This is a genomic window from Geodermatophilus sp. DF01-2 (assembly GCF_004571065.1).
Lineage (GTDB): Bacteria > Actinomycetota > Actinomycetes > Mycobacteriales > Geodermatophilaceae > Geodermatophilus.
This window is the reverse complement of the sequence record NZ_SPQN01000008.1, coordinates 1-16571: the sequence shown is the minus strand read 5'-3', so window position 1 is coordinate 16571 and position 16571 is coordinate 1. Positions and strand designations below refer to the sequence as shown.

General features: G+C 74.5%; 17 protein-coding genes and 1 riboswitch. Of the genes, 8 read left to right on the top strand and 9 right to left on the bottom strand.

Going from position 1 to position 16571, the window contains the following annotated elements:
* Positions 1 to 151 precede the first annotated feature (151 nt).
* Positions 152 to 248: riboswitch (cyclic di-AMP (ydaO/yuaA leader) on the top strand.
* Between the two features lie 35 nt (positions 249 to 283).
* Positions 284 to 1390, top strand: a complete 1107-nt coding sequence (locus E4P41_RS04375) for a C40 family peptidase (RefSeq protein WP_135139651.1) — start codon at positions 284 to 286, stop codon at positions 1388 to 1390.
* Here E4P41_RS04375 and E4P41_RS04370 read toward each other — a convergent pair.
* The gene (locus E4P41_RS04370) at positions 1371 to 1730 is read right to left on the bottom strand and encodes a hypothetical protein (RefSeq protein WP_135139650.1); all 360 of its coding nucleotides are present in this window, start codon (positions 1728 to 1730) and stop codon (positions 1371 to 1373) included. The two genes, E4P41_RS04375 and E4P41_RS04370, sit on opposite strands and share 20 nt — an antisense overlap.
* Positions 1731 to 1777: 47 nt before the next feature.
* Between E4P41_RS04370 and E4P41_RS04365 the strand changes: the two genes are divergently transcribed.
* Complete coding sequence (locus E4P41_RS04365) at positions 1778 to 2104, top strand: DUF3817 domain-containing protein (protein WP_135139649.1); 327 nt, start codon at positions 1778 to 1780, stop codon at positions 2102 to 2104.
* Positions 2105 to 2130: 26 nt separating this feature from the next.
* Entirely contained in the window at positions 2131 to 3456 is a 1326-nt protein-coding gene (locus E4P41_RS04360; protein WP_135139648.1) for a serine hydrolase domain-containing protein, read from the top strand.
* Positions 3457 to 3462: 6 nt separating this feature from the next.
* Here the strand turns inward: E4P41_RS04360 and E4P41_RS04355 are convergent, their stop codons facing one another.
* The 5 genes from E4P41_RS04355 to E4P41_RS04335 all read right to left on the bottom strand — a co-directional run bounded on the left by E4P41_RS04355 (position 3463) and on the right by E4P41_RS04335 (position 7008).
* Positions 3463 to 4083, bottom strand: a complete 621-nt coding sequence (locus E4P41_RS04355) for a pyridoxamine 5'-phosphate oxidase family protein (RefSeq protein ID WP_135139647.1) — start codon at positions 4081 to 4083, stop codon at positions 3463 to 3465.
* Between the two features lie 148 nt (positions 4084 to 4231).
* Positions 4232 to 4750 carry a hypothetical protein gene (locus E4P41_RS04350; protein WP_135139646.1) on the bottom strand — a complete coding sequence of 173 codons (519 nt, stop codon included), beginning with the start codon at positions 4748 to 4750 and terminating at the stop codon, positions 4232 to 4234.
* Positions 4751 to 4791: 41 nt separating this feature from the next.
* The gene (locus E4P41_RS22585; RefSeq protein ID WP_209307541.1) at positions 4792 to 5400 is read right to left on the bottom strand and encodes a hypothetical protein; all 609 of its coding nucleotides are present in this window, start codon (positions 5398 to 5400) and stop codon (positions 4792 to 4794) included.
* Positions 5401 to 5952: 552 nt separating this feature from the next.
* Complete coding sequence (locus tag E4P41_RS04340; RefSeq protein ID WP_135139645.1) at positions 5953 to 6459, bottom strand: hypothetical protein; 507 nt, start codon at positions 6457 to 6459, stop codon at positions 5953 to 5955.
* A 75-nt stretch (positions 6460 to 6534) separates the two neighbouring features.
* Positions 6535 to 7008, bottom strand: coding sequence for an Lrp/AsnC family transcriptional regulator (locus E4P41_RS04335; RefSeq protein ID WP_209307540.1), 474 nt, complete (start codon positions 7006 to 7008; stop codon positions 6535 to 6537).
* Positions 7009 to 7252: 244 nt separating this feature from the next.
* Here E4P41_RS04335 and pdhA point away from each other — a divergent pair, with 244 nt between their 5' ends.
* Genes pdhA through E4P41_RS04320 form a run of 3 tightly spaced genes read left to right on the top strand, consistent with a single transcriptional unit; the run spans position 7253 to position 10852 of the window.
* On the top strand, positions 7253 to 8395 hold the full coding sequence (gene pdhA / locus E4P41_RS04330) for a pyruvate dehydrogenase (acetyl-transferring) E1 component subunit alpha (RefSeq protein WP_245177098.1): 1143 nt from the start codon (positions 7253 to 7255) through the stop codon (positions 8393 to 8395).
* On the top strand, positions 8392 to 9372 hold the full coding sequence (locus tag E4P41_RS04325; protein WP_135139643.1) for an alpha-ketoacid dehydrogenase subunit beta: 981 nt from the start codon (positions 8392 to 8394) through the stop codon (positions 9370 to 9372). The genes pdhA and E4P41_RS04325 overlap by 4 nt, the downstream gene beginning before the upstream one ends.
* Positions 9373 to 9376: 4 nt before the next feature.
* Positions 9377 to 10852: a dihydrolipoamide acetyltransferase family protein gene (locus E4P41_RS04320; RefSeq protein WP_135139642.1), complete on the top strand. Its 1476-nt coding sequence runs from the start codon at positions 9377 to 9379 to the stop codon at positions 10850 to 10852.
* Positions 10853 to 10895: 43 nt separating this feature from the next.
* On the opposite strand, the gene E4P41_RS04315 is transcribed toward E4P41_RS04320, so the two are convergent.
* Positions 10896 to 11414, bottom strand: coding sequence for a hypothetical protein (locus tag E4P41_RS04315; RefSeq protein WP_135139641.1), 519 nt, complete (start codon positions 11412 to 11414; stop codon positions 10896 to 10898).
* A 1148-nt stretch (positions 11415 to 12562) separates the two neighbouring features.
* Between E4P41_RS04315 and E4P41_RS04310 the strand changes: the two genes are divergently transcribed.
* Both E4P41_RS04310 and E4P41_RS04305 read left to right on the top strand, forming a co-directional pair.
* A complete protein-coding gene (locus E4P41_RS04310; RefSeq protein WP_135139640.1) occupies positions 12563 to 13759 on the top strand; it encodes an AGE family epimerase/isomerase in 1197 nt (398 codons plus the stop codon).
* A gap of 79 nt (positions 13760 to 13838) precedes the next feature.
* Positions 13839 to 14303, top strand: a complete 465-nt coding sequence (locus tag E4P41_RS04305) for an SRPBCC family protein (RefSeq protein ID WP_135139639.1) — start codon at positions 13839 to 13841, stop codon at positions 14301 to 14303.
* 178 nt (positions 14304 to 14481) lie between these two features.
* Here the strand turns inward: E4P41_RS04305 and E4P41_RS04300 are convergent, their stop codons facing one another.
* The gene (locus E4P41_RS04300; RefSeq protein WP_135139638.1) at positions 14482 to 14742 is read right to left on the bottom strand and encodes an HPr family phosphocarrier protein; all 261 of its coding nucleotides are present in this window, start codon (positions 14740 to 14742) and stop codon (positions 14482 to 14484) included.
* Between the two features lie 49 nt (positions 14743 to 14791).
* On the bottom strand, positions 14792 to 16456 hold the full coding sequence (locus tag E4P41_RS04295; RefSeq protein WP_245177097.1) for a fructose-specific PTS transporter subunit EIIC: 1665 nt from the start codon (positions 16454 to 16456) through the stop codon (positions 14792 to 14794).
* Positions 16457 to 16571 lie beyond the last annotated feature (115 nt).

Sequence of the window (16571 nt, the reverse complement as noted above, 5' to 3'; positions counted from 1 at the left end):
AGTCGAAGTCCCACGAAATCACATTCGGGTAATTGTCACGGCCGGGTCACGCCCCTTACCGTCTGTGTGTCCGACGGGGCGCTCCGTCACCAGCCTGGGTGACACCCCGCGGTCGCCGCCGAGCCGGCGCTCTCCTCCCCGGGAGCGCGGGGCCGGGGACCCACCGCACCACTGGGGTGAAGCGCACCCGGCCGCACGTGCCGGACGCGCCGGGCGACGCCATGCCCGAACCCGTCAGCTGACCCGGTAGGCGGCTCGCAGCAGAACGGAGTGCCGCCGCACCATGGCGACCCCTCGCACCGCCCGCCGGGCTGCCCTCGTCCTCGCTGCGGCCCTCGGACTCGCGTTCGCCCCCGCTCCCGCCGGCGCCGAGGAGCCGACCACCGCTGCAGAGGCCGCCGCTCTGGTCGCCGCCCGCGGGCACGACCTCGAGGTCCTCACCGAGGACTTCCTCGAGGCGCGTGAGGCGCTGAAGGCCCAGCAGGCGGCCGCCGAGGCCGCCGCCGCGGCGGTGACCGAGGCGCAGACGGCCGTCACCGCCGCCCAGGAGCACATCCGCGGCATCGCCCGCACCGCCTTCACCAGCGAGAGCATGGGGTCGCTCCAGGCGCTCATGACCAGTACCTCCGCCGACGAGTTCGTCAACCGGGTCACCCTGCTGCAGGCGGTGGCCGGGCACCAGAACGGACTGCTCGACCAGGCCGTCGCCGCCGGCGAGGTCGCCGCGAAGGCGCAGGTCGTGGCCGACCGGGCCGCCGGCGAGGCGCAGCAGCAGTACGACACGGTGGCCCGCCAGCAGGCCGACCTGCAGGCGCAGATCGCCGCGTACCAGGCCGACTTCGCCCGGCTGTCCGCCGACGAGCGGCGGGCCGCGCTCGATGCCGCGGCGGTCGCGCACGGCGCCGGCGAGGGCGGTCGGGCGGACGAGACGGCCGACGGCGGGCGGGCGGACGGGACGGCCGACGGCGGGCGGGCCAGCCGCACCGAGCGCGAGGCGCCGGCGGCCCCTGCCTCCGCTCCGGTGGTGGCCGCCGGCGGGGCGGTCCAGAAGGCGATCGACACGGCGCTGGCCCAGCGCGGCAAGCCCTACGTCTGGGCGGCGGGTGGCCCGAACTCGTTCGACTGCTCGGGCCTGGTCCAGTACGCGTTCGGAGCGGCCGGCATCAGCCTGCCGCACTCCAGCCGCATGCAGTCGTCCATGGGGACGCCGGTCTCCCGGTCCGAGGCCCGCCCCGGCGACCTGGTCGCCTTCTACAGCCCGGTGAGTCACATCGGCATCTACCTGGGCGACGGCCAGATGGTCCACGCCCCGACCTCCGGCGACGTCGTGAAGGTCGCCAGCGTGGACAACATGGGCGCGACGCCGAAGTTCAACCGCATCGCCGTGTGAGCCCCCTGCTGTCGGTTTCCGCGGAAACCGACAGCAGGTCGGTGCCCGGCCCGTGGACCTGCTGGAGCAGGCCCCGGACGAAGCGGGCGCGGGCGCCGCCGGGCAGGGCCACCTCCCAGCGGGTGGCGCCGGGGTCGACGCTCTCCGCGCCGGGCAGGCCGACCACGTCGTCGAGCACGTGCTCCCAGACCCGCAGCCGACCCCGTGTCGCCCGCAGCACCGGCGAGCCCGGCGACCAGGTCGGGCCGCAGGTCGGCCATCCGGCGCAGCAGCGCCAGGCATAACTCGCGCCGCGCCAGACCTCGTACGGGCCCCGACCCTGCCAGGTGGTGGGGGTCACGATGGTGGGCCGGGCCGGTGCGGTCCGGCGTCAGGGACCATGAGGCCGTGAACCCGCACGCCGTCGCCCTCGCCTTCCGTGCCGTCGCCCTCGCCGAGGCGTGCTCCTGGGTGGGGCTGCTGGCCGGGATGTTCGTGAAGTACGTGCTGGAGACCTCCGAGCGCGGCGTGCAGATCTTCGGCCCGATCCACGGCGGGATCTTCATCGCCTACGTGCTGGTCGCCGTCGTGGCCGCCCGGGTGCTGCGCTGGAACGCGACGACCACGCTGCTGGCCCTCGCCGCGTCGGTGCCGCCGTTGGTCACCCTCTGGTTCGACCGCTGGGCCACCCGCACCGGCCGGCTGCCGCTGCCCGCGCCCGCGCCGACGTCCTGACCCGCGGGCTCGCTACGGTCCCGGTCGTGCCCGAGCCTGTGCTGCCGTCCACCGCCCGCCTGTTGCTCGCCCGCACCGCCCGGGTCCAGCGCGACGGCCGGGCGCCCAGCCTCGTCGCCGGCGTCGTCCGGGACGGCGGCCTGGCCTGGTCCGCCGGCCGCGGCGACGTCCCGGAGCCGCACACCGACGTCCAGTACCGGCTCGGGTCGATCAGCAAGACGGTCACCGCGGTCGCCGTCCTCCGACTGCGCGACGAGGGACGGCTGCACCTCGACGACCCGCTCGACCGGCACGTGTCCGGCACCCCGCTCGGGGACCGCACCGTCGGCCAGCTGCTCGCCCACGTCGCCGGCGCGGCGGCGGAGAGCCCGGGTGGCTGGTGGGAGCGCACCCCCGGCGGCACGCTCGACGAGCTCGGGCTGGGCGAGGAGCACGTCGTCCTCGGCGCGGCGCGCCGGTTCCACTACTCGAACCTCGGCTTCGGCCTGCTCGGTGAGCTGGTGGCCCGGCTGCGCGGGGAGGCATGGGAGGACGTCGTCCGCAGCGAGGTGCTCGCGCCACTCGGCATGACGCGGACGACGCCGCGGCCGGTGGCCCCTGCCACCGAGGGGCGCGCGGTGCACCCGTGGGCCGACGTCGTCCTGCCCGAGCCGGAGCACGACGCCGGCGTGATGGCCGCCGCGGGGCAGCTGTGGGCGACGCTGGCCGACCTCGCCCGCTTCGCCGCCTTCCTGCTCGGTGACACCGGTGACGTGCTCGACCCCGCGACGCTCGAGGAGATGACCGTGCCCGCCGGCGTGGACTCCTCGGCGCCCGGGTGGTCGGCCTACGGGCTGGGCCTGCAGGTGCTGCGGGTCGACGGGCGCACGCTGGTCGGCCACGGCGGCTCGATGCCCGGCTTCCTGGCCGGCGTCTTCGTCGACCGCGACGAGCGCACGGGGGCGGTCTCGCTGGCCAACACCACCAGTGGCCTGGACCCGCTGCTGCCCGGCCTGCTCGCCGACCTGCGCGCCGCCGAGCCGCGGGTCGTCGAGCCCTGGACGCCGTCGCCGCCGCCGGTGCCGCTGGAGGTCCTCGGGGTCTGGTTCTGGGGCCCGGCGCCGCACGTGCTGCGCGCGCTGCCCGGCGGCCTGCTGCACCTGGGACCGCTGCCGGGGCGGCCCGGGCGGGCCAGCCGCTTCACGCGCCGGGACGACGGCACGTGGGTCGGGCTGGACGGCTACTCCGCCGGCGAGCCGCTGCGCATCGCCGACGACCACCTGGACCTGGGCACCTTCGTCTTCACCCGCATGCCGTACGACCCCGCGGCCCCGGTGCCCGGCGGGGTGGACGAGGGCGGCTGGCGGGCCTGAGCTGGGTCAGCTCGCGGGGTACAGGCCCGCGGCGTACTGCTCGCCGTAGTAGCGCTCGACGTCCTCGAGCCGTTCCCCGCGCCGCTCCAGCCGATGGGCGATCCGGGCACGGGAGGGGACGGCGTCGGGGTTCCATGTCGCGGGGTCCCACAGTTCCGAGCGCAGGAACGCCTTGGCGCAGTGGGAGAACACCTGCTCGACCTCGACGACCAGCGCCAGCAGCGGCCGGTGCCCCCGGACCACCATCCGGTCGAGCAGGTCGGGGTCCCGGGTCAGCTGCGCCCGGCCGTTGATCCGGAGTGTGTCGCCGCGGCCCGGCAGGACGTAGACCAGGCCGACGTGCGGGTTGGCCAGCACGTTGCGGTAGCCGTCCGCCCGCCGGTTGCCGGCCCGCTCGGGCAGCGCGATGGTCCGGTCGTCGAGGACGAGTGTGAACCCGGGCGGGTCGCCCTTCGGGGAGACGTCGCAGCTGCCGTCGGTGCCGCTGGTGGCCACCAGGCAGAAGGGGGACGCCGCCAGCCACGCACGGTCGAGCTCGTGCAGCCGATCCCGCTCCTTGGCGAGCGCGGGCGGGGTGGGCTCCCCGAGCAGCTCGCGCAGCTCGGCCTCCGTGGTGATCTCGTGCACCCGCGCAGTCTGCCGTAGCCGGCGCGCCGAGTGCTGCGAACTCGGGGTGATCGGTCGCCGATGGCCACGAGATCGCAGCACTCGACAACCCTCACAGAATCCATGGCCCCTGCGGGCCGCCTCGAACGATGGGAATCGCCGATTTCCATTACAGCCGGTCGAAGGCGTCCATCGTCGTCTTGACCACCGCGCCGTAGGCCAGGTGTGGCACGACGTCGCTGGCCCAGGCGGTGGCCGACCAGCTGCGCGGGTCGGTGATGCCGAGGACGGTCATCGGGCCGTTGGCGGCGACCATGACGCCGAGGGTGGTCAGCAGCGTGCCGACCAGCGGCTGGGACCGGTAGCCGGCCGCGCGCACCAGCCCGACGACGACGCCGACGCCCACGCCGGCCGCCAGCCCGGTCATCGGGCCCAGGCCCTGCACGCGGTTCTGCCGGGTCTCGTCGTCCCCCGGGATCGGGACGTGCGCCTTCTCCGCCAGCTTCTCCACCGTCTGCTCCGGGGTGGAGCTGCTCCCGCGGCCCCGGACGGCCATGTCGAGGTAGGTGACGGCGTTGAGCGCGGTGCTACCCGCCGCACCGGCCGCCGCTCCGCGCAGCGCCCAGCCGAGCACGCTGATGCCCCGTCGTCCCTTGCCGATCGTCCCCAGCGGGGTGCGCTTCGCCATCGTGCAGGACTACCCCGGAGCAGGGAGCACGTACACCCTGTTCAGCGCGGCGCCGGCCGGCACAGGAACTCGGCGACCAGCCGGGCGCAGCGCTCCACGGTCTCCCGGTGCTGCACCTCGTAGCCGTGGGTGGAGAGGGTGGGCAGCGACAGCAGCGCGGCCCGCGCCGTCTGGCCGCTGCTCTTGGACCGGCTGGCGTCGGAGTGGTAGGACTCCCAGACGGCGGCCCGCGGATCCAGCCCCAGCTCGCGGCCGAGCGCCATGAGGCGGTCGGCGACCGGCTTGCCGTAGACGACCGCGTCGTCGGCGTAGGCCACGACGGGTCCGGAGCCGGCCGGCACCTGGTACTCGGCCTCGACCGGCCCGACGTCGAGGGCGAGGGTGATCTCGCCGGGCAGGGTCCGGCTGGCGTACGTGGCGCCGATGCCGCCCATCTCCTCGCCGGCCGTGCAGACCAGGTAGGTGTCGGCCGGGGGACGGCGGCCCTCCTCGTGCAGCCGGCGCGCGGCGGAGACCAGCGCGGTGAGTGCGGCGCGGTGAGTGCGGCGCGGTCGTCGAGGAAGTAGCAGCGACGAAGTCGCCGAACTCCACCAGGCTGCGGCGGCTGCGGTGGACGCAGACCCGCGTGCCGGGGTGCACGCCGGCCGCATCCAGCTGCTCCGCGGTCCGGCCGGTGAAGGCGTACACGTCCTGCCACGACATGGCCCGGTCGCCGGCACCTGGCTTGGTCTGCCAGACCTGTGTCGTCTCCGGGGTGGTGTGCTCCGAGCCGAGCAGCAGGACAGCGGTGAGCTGCTCGGCGTCCCCGAGGACACAGAGCGGCCCGAGGCCGAAGTTGCCCGGGTACATCGTGCCCAGCTGGGACAGCCGCAGGGTGCCGTCGGGCTCCACCCGCTTGACGATCATCGACAGCTCGTCCATGTGCGCCGTCATCCGCACCACCGGCGCACCGGCCCCGCCGGTGCCGCGCAGCAGGCCGACGACGTTGCCCGCCGGGTCGACCGAGAGCTCGTCCACGAGCGGGGCCAGCTCCCGCCGGCAGATCTCCCAGACGTCGTCCTCCTGGCCTCCCGGGCCGTAGGCGGACAACAGTTCCTCGAGCAGGTCTCGGTCGGCGGGGCTCACGGTTCTCCTCGGCGGTGGGGACGGGCGAACCGCCCCCTACCCCTCCCTGACCTCGGCGTACCCGTGCGATCCGCCGGTCACCGGAGCGGGCGCCGCCGGCGCAGCAGCAGCTCCCCGCCGACGGCCGCGGCGAGCAGGACGGCGGCGCCCACGGCCAGAGCTCCTGCGGACGGTCCGCCGGGGAGCTCGGTGCCGGCCGCCCCGGACCGCGGCGCGGCGGTCGCGCCGGTCAGCTCCTGCAGCTGCGCCGCGACCTCGGGGGTCCACGTCGCCGTCCCGCCGCACAGGCCGGCCGCCAGCCGGTCGTCGTCGCGCGTGGCGAAGACGAGGAAGGGGCCCTGCCCGGCGACCTCGAGACCGCAGGTGGCGCCGGACGCGGCCGGCACCACGCCCTGCCGGGCGGCCACCTCTCCCTCGTGGACCGTCTCGACGACGAAGACGTGCAGGGCCGTCTCGCCGACCACCTCCCGGGAGACCAGCCGGCCGGAGAAGACAGCGTCGGCACGGGTGGCGTACTCCGCCGTCGTCCCCCCGGCGCAGCTGCACGCCGAGGCCGCCGGGGCCGGTACCCACCCCGCCAGCACGAGCAGCAGGGTGGCGACCAGACCCGTCGCGACGCGCCGCCCGCAGGACAGCGTCCCGCCCCGCCGCCCGCCCGGCTACTCCGGTCCCGCCGCCCGCTCCAGCAGCGGGCCCATCCGGTGGTCGACCAGCCGGCGCAGCGCCAGCGCGGTGTCGGTGCGCTGCACGCCCGGGATGGCGAGCACCCGTTCGGTGATCCGCCACAGGTCGTCGGCATCGGCCGCCACCACGCGCACCAGCAGATCGGCGACGCCGGAGAGCGCGGTCACCTCGAGCACCTCCGGGATGTCCGCGAGCGCCGCGCCGACGTCGGCCAGGCTGCGCTGCACGACCTGCACGGTGACGTACGCGCCGAGCCGGTAGCCGAGGGCCTCCGGTCGGACGCGGTAGTCGAAGGGCGCCAGCGCGCCGCTGCCCTCTAGCCGGGCCAGCCGCGCCTGCACGGTGTTGCGGGCGAGCCCGAGCCGCTGCGACAGCGCCATCACCGTGGCCCGCGGGTCCTCGGTGAGGGCCTGCAGCAGGCGGGCGTCGGTGGCGTCCAGAACCGGCACGCCGCCCAGTCTGACAGGCATCCGCCCCCTGGAGCGGTCATCGTGCGCAGTCCGGCGTCCGGATCTTGCGCAGATCGGTGAGTGGATGCCTGTTCCACGGACGGCCGGCTCGTGTCACGATGGTGTGAGTGGCACCACACCCGGGTGCCACGGGACGTCCACACCGCCCGCTCCAGCCGGTGACCCCGGCAGCGGCGGTGCGACGACGAGGAGGAGCACAGTGCGCGAGCTTGCGAGCGAACCCGTGAGCGCAGCCGTGTCCAGCGCGACCACCGAGGTGGTCGACCCGGTACCGGGGGCGGAGGCGCCGCACCTGCCCCGCCAAGACCTGGTGCAGTTGCTGACCCCCGAGGGGGAGCGGGTCGAGCACCCCGAGTACGCGGTCGACCTCGACGGCGAGGAACTGCGCGGCCTCTACCGCGACCTGGCGCTGGTCCGCCGGTGGGACGTCGAGGCCACCGCACTGCAGCGCCAGGGCGAGCTCGGCATCTGGGCCTCGCTGCTGGGCCAGGAGGCCGCCCAGGTCGGCGCCGGCCGGGCGCTGCAGCCAGGCGACATGGCCTTCCCCACCTACCGGGAGCACGGCGTGGCCTGGACCCGCGGGGTCGACCCGCTGCACGTCATCAGCCTCTTCCGCGGCGTCGACAACGGCGGCTGGGACCCGGTCGCGACCGGGTTCAATCTCTACACCGTCGTCATCGGCGCCCAGTGCCTGCACGCCACCGGCTACGCCATGGGCCTGCAGCGGGACGGCGGGGAGAGCGCCGCGCTGGCCTTCCTCGGCGACGGCGCCACCAGCCAGGGCGAGGTCAACGAGGCGCTGATCTGGGCGGCCAGCTTCTCCGCGCCGGTCGTCTTCTTTTGCCAGAACAACCAGTACGCGATCAGCGTCCCGCTCGAGCGCCAGTCCCGGGTGCCGCTCTACCAGCGCGCCGCCGGGTTCGGCTTCCCCGGCATCCGCGTCGACGGCAACGACGTGCTCGCCGTCCTCGCCGTGACGAGGGCGGCGCTGGCCGCCGCACGCGAGGGTCAGGGGCCCACGTTCATCGAGGCGTTCACCTACCGGATGGGCGCGCACACCACCTCCGACGACCCCACCCGCTACCGGCTGGCCAGCGAGCTGGAGGAGTGGAAGCTGCGGGACCCGATCGCCCGGCTCAAGGCGCACCTGTCGCGCACCGGCATCGCCGACCAGGCGTTCTTCGCCGCGGTCGAGGCCGAGGCCGACGAGCTGGCGGGGCGGATCCGCAGCGGCACGACCGAGATGCCCGACCCGCCGGGGACGGCGATGTTCGACGCCGTCCACGCCGAGCAGACACCGCACCTGGCCGCGCAGCAGGCGGAGTTCGAGGTGTACCAGGCGAGCTTCGAGGGGGGCTCGGAGTGACCGCGCAGACGCTCACCATCGGCAAGGCGCTCAACCTCGGCCTGCGCAAGGCGATGGAGGACGACGCCAAGGTCGTGCTCATGGGGGAGGACATCGGCCGGCTCGGCGGGGTTTTCCGGATCACCGACGGCCTGCAGAAGGACTTCGGCGAGGACCGCGTCGTCGACACCCCGCTGGCCGAGGCCGGCATCCTCGGCACCGCCGTCGGGTTGGCCATGCGCGGCTACCGGCCGGTCTGCGAGATCCAGTTCGACGGGTTCGTCTTCCCCGCCTACAACCAGATCGTCACCCAGGTGGCCAAGATCCACGCCCGCTCCCGCGGCAAGCTGGCGATGCCGATCGTCGTCCGCATCCCCTTCGGCGGCGGCATCGGCGCGGTCGAGCACCACAGCGAGAGCCCCGAGGCCTACTTCGCCCACACCCCCGGGCTCAAGGTCGTCGCGATCAGCAACCCGGTCGACGCCTACTGGGGCATCCAGCAGGCGATCGCCTCCCCCGACCCGATCGTCTTCCTCGAGCCCAAGCGGCGGTACTGGGACAAGGCCGAGGTCGACCTCGACGCTCCGCCGGACCCGCTGTGGGCCTCGCGCGTCATCCGGGGTGGGGACGACGTCACCGTGCTCGCCTACGGCCCGATGGTGAAGACGGCACTGCAGGCGGCCGACGCCGCGGCGGAGGAGGACCGCTCCGTGGAGGTGGTCGACCTGCGCACCCTCTCCCCGCTGGACCTCGACCCGGTGGTGGAGTCGGTGCGGCGCACCGGCCGCTGCGTCGTCGTGCACGAGGCGCCGGTGACCCTCGGGCTCGGCGCGGAGATCGCCGCCCGGGTCACCGAGTCCTGCTTCCACTCGCTCGAGGCCCCGGTGCTGCGGGTGGGCGGCTACGACACGCCCTACCCGCCGTCGAAGCTCGAGGAGGAGTACCTCCCCGACCTCGACCGGGTGCTCGACGCCGTCGACCGCGCGATGGAGTTCTGAGGCGATGCTGCGACAGTTCAAGCTCCCCGACGTCGGCGAGGGGCTCACCGAGGGCGAGATCCTGCAGTGGCTGGTCGCGGTCGGCGACACGGTCACGGTCAACCAGCCGCTCTGCGAGGTCGAGACGGCGAAGGCCGCCGTCGAGCTGCCCTCGCCGTACGCGGGCACGGTCACCGCGCTGCTGCACGAGGCGGGCGACACCGTCGACGTCGGGACGCCGATCATCACCATCGACACCGGGGGCCAGGGCGCTCCCGAGCCCGAAGGGGACGGCGCCGCGGCGGGTGCGGAGCAAGTCGAGGCCGGGCTGATCGGCGGGGCAGCGCCCGGCGGACGGACGGCGGTGCTCGTCGGCTACGGCCCGCGGAACACCGAGGCCCGCCGCCGCCCGCGCCGCGCCGTCCCCACGGCCCCGGCCCCCTCGGCGGGCGCAGACTACGGCTCCGGTGGCTCCGACCGCCCGCCGCTGTTGGCCACCGCGCCGGACATGACCGCCAAGCCGGTGCGACACGGTGGCCTGGAGGTCGGCCGGCAGGCCGAGGCGCACGCCGTGTCGGGGGACGCGGCGTCGTCCCGGGCCGCCGAGGCCGGCCGCCGGCGTCCGCGCCCGCTGGCCAAGCCGCCGGTCCGCAAGCTGGCGCGGGACCTCGGCGTCGACCTGACCGTGCTCACCGGCAGCGGGGACGGCGGGGTGATCACCCGTGCCGACGTGCAGGGAGCGGCGGCCGGCACGGCCTCGACCCCCGATCCCCGGCCGGCCCTCACCGCGGTGGCCGGCGCGCCCGGGGAGCAGCGGATCCCGGTCAAGGGGGTGCGCAAGCACACCGCCGCGGCCATGGTGGCCAGTGCCTTCACCGCGCCGCACGTCACGGAGTTCCTCACCGTCGACGTCACCCGGATGATGAAGCTGCGCAGCCGGCTGGCCGCCCGGCCGGAGCTCGCCGGGGTCAGGGTCAGCCCGCTGCTGTTCGTCGCGAAGGCCCTGCTGCTCGCGGTCGGCCGGCATCCGATGGTCAACAGCTCCTGGGACGAGGCCGCGCAGGAGATCGTCGTCCACGGGCAGGTCAACCTCGGCATCGCGGCGGCGACCCCCCGCGGGCTCGTCGTCCCGAACGTCCCGGACGCCGGGCGGCTCTCGCTCGCCGAGCTCGCCGGTGCGCTGACCGAGCTCACCGAGACCGCGCGGGCCGGCCGGACCACGCCCGAACGGTTGACCGGCGGCACGATCACCATCACCAACGTCGGGGTCTTCGGCGTGGACACCGGGACGCCGATCCTCAACCCCGGCGAATCGGCGATCCTGGCGTTCGGCGCCGTGCGCGACATGCCGTGGGTGCGCAAGGGGAAGGTGAAGCCCCGGCAGGTGACCCAGCTGGCGCTCTCCTTCGACCACCGGATCATCGACGGGGAGCTGGGCAGCCGGTTCCTCGCCGACGTCGGTGCGCTGCTGTCCGACCCCGGAACGGCGCTGGCCTTCTGAGCCGGGGTGGGTCCGCGCGGGTCGCCCGGGCGGACCCACCCTGCTAGCCGCTGGTGACCTCGACCGTGTCGGCGAGGAGGAAGGGCGAGCCTGCGTACTCCTCGAACAGGGGGTCCTCGAGCTCGATGCCCTGCTCCTCCTCGACGGCGAGGATCTGGAAGGCGGCCTCCAGCGTGCCGGCGACCCGGACGGGAGCCCCGGGCTCGACCGCGGGGACGGGGTCGGGGGTCACCACCACGATCGGCTCGACGGCCGGGTTCCCGGCGGCGGTCATCGCGAAGGCCGTCTCGCTCAGCACGTCGGCGACCTCACCCGACAGCACGACCTCGCGATCCAGGTATGCGTCGATGTCGGCGAGGAACCCCTCGTCGTACAACCCGTCGAAGACCGGCTCGACGAGCTCGTCGCCGGGGATCTCCTCGAACGGGATCTCCGGCTCGTCCGCGGGGGACTCGTCCTCGCGGACGTCCTCGAGCACGTCCTCGACCGGCTCCTCCTCCGCTGCCGGCGTCTCCTCGCCACAGCCGGTGAGCAGCAGTCCCGTGGTCGCGGCGATCGCCACGACGGCGGACCTCGTCCTCGGTCGGCGGGTTCGGGTGCCTCCCATGGGTCGTCCCCTCCTCGGGTCCCTCGATCCGTGTGGACTGCCCCGCCGGTGGCCCACCGCGACACGGCCACCGGCTTCGTCATCGAGCTGACACGGAACCGTCGTCTCACCGACGTCCGTCGGGCCGAGGAGCGGAGCCGCTGTCGCCGGACCGCGCCGGGACCGTCCCCGCCGCGGCGCGCCCTGCGCCGGGTCGCCGGGGCGTCCTGTCAGCAGCCGTACCGGTGGGACCCATCGCAGGACCTCCGTGCCGGGCCGGGGGGACGAGCCGCAGGACGGCGTTGCGTACCGTCTGCGGCCGGCCGCCGCCGACGTGGGCGCCGGGACGGGCGGTGAGGAGCGACCGGCGGGCGATCCGCCGGCACCGCGGCCGACGGGCCTGGTCGAAGGCGGCCGGCTCGGGGGCCAGCGGGACGCCTCCGGCGACCGGCTCCCCGACGAGCCGGCCCACGCAGAGGCCGTCCTCGAGGGAGGTGTTGGCGCCCTGTCCCATCGTGGGCGGCATGCCCGTTCAGGTCAGGGCGTGCCGGGTGTCGACCGACTCGTCGTTGATCGGTCGCTGTGCGCAGCGCCCACCACCTGGAGACACCGAGGGCCGCGACGACGGGAAGCGCCACGAGCAGCACCTGCGTCATGACGGTCGCGTCGGTGACGGTGTAGTCGGGGTCGCGGGCCACAGTGACCGCGCCGGCGATGCCGGCGGCTGCAGCCACGGATGTGAGCAGTTCGCCGGCCGACCGAACGCCTCGGAGATGAGGTCCGTCGATGCGGCACTGCTGGCCGTGCTCGCCCTGGACCGACCGCCTCCACCGGGCGGTCAGGGATGCCCCTGCACGGTGATGACCCACCTCACGATCGACTGTCGGGACCTCGTCTCCCTGGCGACGGGTGGATCTCGCTGGAGGGAGCGGGTGGGTGACCCCTCGGGCCAGGCGCACCAGGAGATGGGATGACCCGGGTCCGGCCATCGCTCCGCTGCCGCGTCCGGTGGCTTCTCCCTGGTCGTGCGTCGACCGACGGAGGACGTCCGACGCCGGTAGCGTCCGGAGTCGGGAAGCGCACGCTGGACCCCGATCGGCGAGCTGTCGCCACAGGGGGGTGACGTGACCGATCTCGACCGGCTGCTGGACTTCGCGGCCCGCTCCCGAATCCCCGAGGGCGGCTTCGGCTACCTGGACGACGACGGCCGGGTGCGCCCGGAGCGCGGCCAGGAGACCTGGATCGTCGCCCGCATGACCCACGTGTTCGGGCTGGCGGTGCTCACCGACCGGACCGGTGGGTGCGGACCGGTCCGCCACGGCGTGCAGGCGCTGACCGGCGGGCCGCTGCACGACGCGGAGCACGGCGGCTGGTACGCCTCGACCGCGGACGACACGAAGGCGGCCTACGTGCACGCCTTCGTCGTCCTGGCCGGGGCCACGGCCACGGCCGCCGGCGCGCCCGGCGGTCGGGAGCTGCTCGACGAGGCGCTCGACGTCTGGCAGACCCGCTTCTGGGACGACGCCGCAGGCCTGGCCGTCGAAGAGTGGGACGCGGGCTGGACGCGGCTGTCGGACTACCGCGGCGCCAACGCGAACATGCACGGCGTCGAGGCATCCCTCGCCGCCGCCGACGCCCTCGGGGACGGCGACCCCCGCGCCGCCCGGCTGCGGGCGCGGGCGCTGCGCACCACCGGACGGTTCGTCCACGGCTGGGCCCGCGAGCGGGGCTGGCGGCTGCCCGAGCACTACACCGAGCGGTGGGAGCCGCTGCCCGAGTACAACCGCGACGAGCCGGCCCACCCGTTCCGCCCGTACGGCGTCACCGTCGGGCACCAGTTCGAGTGGGCCCGCCTCTGCCTGCACCTGCGCGCCGCCCTCGCCGGGGACCGCCTTTCGCGCGCGAAAGGCGGTTCCGACTGGCTGCTCGACGGCGCGCGAGGACTGTTCGACGCCGCCGCCACCCGCGGCTGGGCCGCCGACGGGCGCGACGGCTTCCCTTACACGCTGGACTGGGACGACCGGCCGGTGGTGGCCGCGCGCATGCACTGGGTGCTGTGCGAGGCGGTCGCCGCCGCCGAGACGCTGGCCGCGGTCACCGGCGAGCCGCCCTACCGCGACCTGGCCGACCGCTGGCGCGCGCACGGGGAGGCCCGCTTCGCCGACCCGGTGACCGGCAGCTGGCACCACGAGCTGACGCCGGACGGTGCGGTCGCGGCGGGGACGTGGGACGGGCAGCCCGACGCTTACCACCTGGCGCAGATGCTGCTGCTGTCCGAGGGCCGCCCGGTCCGCGGGAGCGTGGCGGCCGCGCTGGGGTGAGGTCCCGGCAACGGAGGTGTCCTCCTCGGAGGGCGTGGGTAGAGCGACTCCACGTCCGAACCCGAGCAGAGGAGCAATCGTGGCCAGCGTGCAGGAAGCCATCGACGTCGACGTTCCCATCCGGGTCGCCTACGACCAGTGGACGCAGTTCGAGACCTTCCCGCAGTTCATGGGTGGGGTCGAGCGGATCACCCAGCTCGACGACACGCACATCCACTGGGTGACCAACATCGACGGCGTGAAGCGCGAGTTCGACGCCGAGATCACCGAGCAGCACCCCGAGGAGCGGGTGGCCTGGACCAGCACCGGCGGCGAGGCCAAGCACGCCGGGGTGGTCACCTTCCACCGGCTCGACGACAACAAGACCCGCGTGACGATCCAGATCGACTGGGAGCCGGAGGGCCTCGCCGAGAAGGCCGGCGCGGCGCTGGGCTTCGACGACCGGCAGGTCAAGGCCGACGCCAAGCGATTCAAGGAGTTCATCGAGAGCCGCGGCACCGAGACCGGCGCCTGGCGCGGCGACGTCTCCCGGCCCGACCAGTAGGACGCCTCGCCCCCCGGCCCCGTCCCCCTCACCCCGAGCCCGTGAGGGGTGAGGGGGACGGGGTCCTTCGACTGCAAGGGCGCCGTTCCAGTACGTCAGGACGGCGCCCGCCCCCTTCTGCAGGGGACGGGCGCCGTCGGTAAGGACCCCACTGTCCTTCACCTGCAGCGGGGCCTGCTCATGCGGCGTCGAGATCCTGGGCGACCAGGCCAGCGATCCGCTCGAGGACGGCGGGGTCGTCGCTGCTCACGACGATCTCCGTCCCCTGCTTCGCGCCGAGCGTCATGATCATCAGCGGCGACCCGGCGTCCACCGGGTTGCCCCCCGGCGTGGCCAGGGTGACCGGTACGCCGGCCTTGCCGACGGCCTCGGCGATGAGGGCCGCCGGCCGGGCGTGCAGCCCGACCCGGGAGCCGACGGTGACGGTCTGAGCGGGCATGGGTTTCTCCCTCGCTTCGGGATCTGGCGGTGGTCTACAGCCTGGCGGCTCAAGCCCGGGCCGGCTGGGTGACCGGGGCGGCGGCGTTGTGTGCGTGGGCCATGTCGACGGCGTCCTCCGGCACCGCCTCGGTCCTCGGCCGGCCGATGTTCTTCGCCACCGTGACCGCGAGGGCGCCGACGACCATGCCGATGACGATGGCCAGCAGGAACAGCAGGAAGTTGCTGATCGCGAAGAACACGAACACACCGCCGTGCGGAGCCCGCAGCTCGATGCCCGCGGCGGCGACGATGGCGCCGGTGGTCGCGCCGCCCAGCATCATCGAGGGGATCACCCGCAGCGGGTCTACCGCGGCGAACGGGATGGCGCCCTCGGAGATGAAGGAGGCGCCCAGCAGCCAGGCGGCCTTGCCGTTGTCCCGTTCGGCCGGGGTGTAGAGCTTCGGCCGGATCACCGTGCTCAGCGCCATCGCCAGCGGGGGCACCATTCCGGCGGCCATGACGGTCGCCATGATGACCAGCTGCTGCTGGCCGCCGTCCCCGGCGAGGCTGGCGGTGAGGCCGGTCGTGGCGAAGACGTAGGCCGCCTTGTTCACCGGGCCGCCGAGGTCGAAGCACATCATCAGGCCGAGGATGATCCCGAGCAGGATCGCCGAGGCGCCGGTCAGGCTGTTCAGCCAGTCGCCCAGGCCGGTGAGGGCCGCGGCCAGCGGCCGGCCGAGCACCAGGACCATGAGACCGCTGGAGATCAGCGTCGCCAGCAGCGGGATGATCACGACCGGCTGCAGGCCGCGCACCCCGGCCGGCAGCTTCCAGCGGCTGATCCACAGCGCGGCGAAGCCGGCGATGATGCCGCCGACCAGACCGCCGAGGAAGCCGGCGCCGATGGTCACCGAGACGGCGCCCACGACGAAGCCGGGCACGATGCCGGGTCGGTCGGCGATGGCGTACGCGATGTAGCCGGCCAGCGCCGGGACCAGGAAGCCGAAGGCGGCCTGGCCGAGCAGGGTGAACAGCGCGCCGAGGTAGCCGAGCAGGCCGTCGTTGAGGCCCTCGACGCCGGTGACGCTGGGCAGGTCGAAGAAGCTGTTGTTCAGGCCCCAGTTCTGCGCGTAGCTCAGGCCGTCGGCGCTCGGGTCGGGGTTGACGATCTGGTACCCGGCGAAGGCGAAGCCGAGCGCGATGAGCAGACCGCCGGCGGCGACGAACGGGATCATGTAGCTGACGCCGGTGAGCAGCCAGCGGCGGATCTCGCTGCCGGCACCCGGCCGGCCCGCCGCAGCGGCCGGCTCGGTGGCACCGCCGCCGGACACCCGGCGGGCGTTCGGGTCCTCCGCGGCGGCCAGTGCCTCGCGGACCATGGCGTCGGGCTCGTTGATCGCCCGCTTGGTGCCCGACTGGACGACCGGCTTCCCGGCGAACCGGTCCCGGTCCCGGACGCCGACGTCGACGGCGAAGATGACCGCATCCGCGCTGCGGATGACGGCCGGGTCCAGCGGCGTCGAGCCGGAGGAGCCCTGGGTCTCGACGTGCACGTCGACGCCCGCCGCTTGCCCGGCGGCGGTGAGCTTGTCGGCGGCCATGTAGGTGTGCGCGATGCCGGTCGGACAGGCGCTGACGACGACCAGGCTGCGGCGGGCGCCGGTGGAGGCGGCAGCCGTGCCGGCGGCCGGCGCGGCGGTGGGGCCGTCCGCGGCGGCGCTCGTGGCCAACATCCTGGCCTTCCAGCCGGACGAGAAGATCGCCCAGGTCATGCAGATCAAGGACTACGGGGTGGCCCCGTACCTGGTCCTGGCCACGGCCAACGGTCAGGTGAAGAAAACCCGGTTG

What these genes read in the sequence shown, in the direction of transcription:
- E4P41_RS04300 (WP_135139638.1), bottom strand. Translation starts at nt 14,742, where the DNA reads ATGCCCGCTCAGACCGTCACCGTCGGCTCCCGGGTCGGGCTGCACGCC.
- E4P41_RS04350 (WP_135139646.1), bottom strand. Translation starts at nt 4,750, where the DNA reads ATGGCGAAGCGCACCCCGCTGGGGACGATCGGCAAGGGACGACGGGGC.
- E4P41_RS04295 (WP_245177097.1), bottom strand. Translation starts at nt 16,456, where the DNA reads ATGTTGGCCACGAGCGCCGCCGCGGACGGCCCCACCGCCGCGCCGGCC.
- E4P41_RS22585 (WP_209307541.1), bottom strand. Translation starts at nt 5,400, where the DNA reads ATGCGGCCGGCGTGCACCCCGGCACGCGGGTCTGCGTCCACCGCAGCC.
- E4P41_RS04375 (WP_135139651.1), top strand. Translation starts at nt 284, where the DNA reads ATGGCGACCCCTCGCACCGCCCGCCGGGCTGCCCTCGTCCTCGCTGCG.
- E4P41_RS04320 (WP_135139642.1), top strand. Translation starts at nt 9,377, where the DNA reads ATGCTGCGACAGTTCAAGCTCCCCGACGTCGGCGAGGGGCTCACCGAG.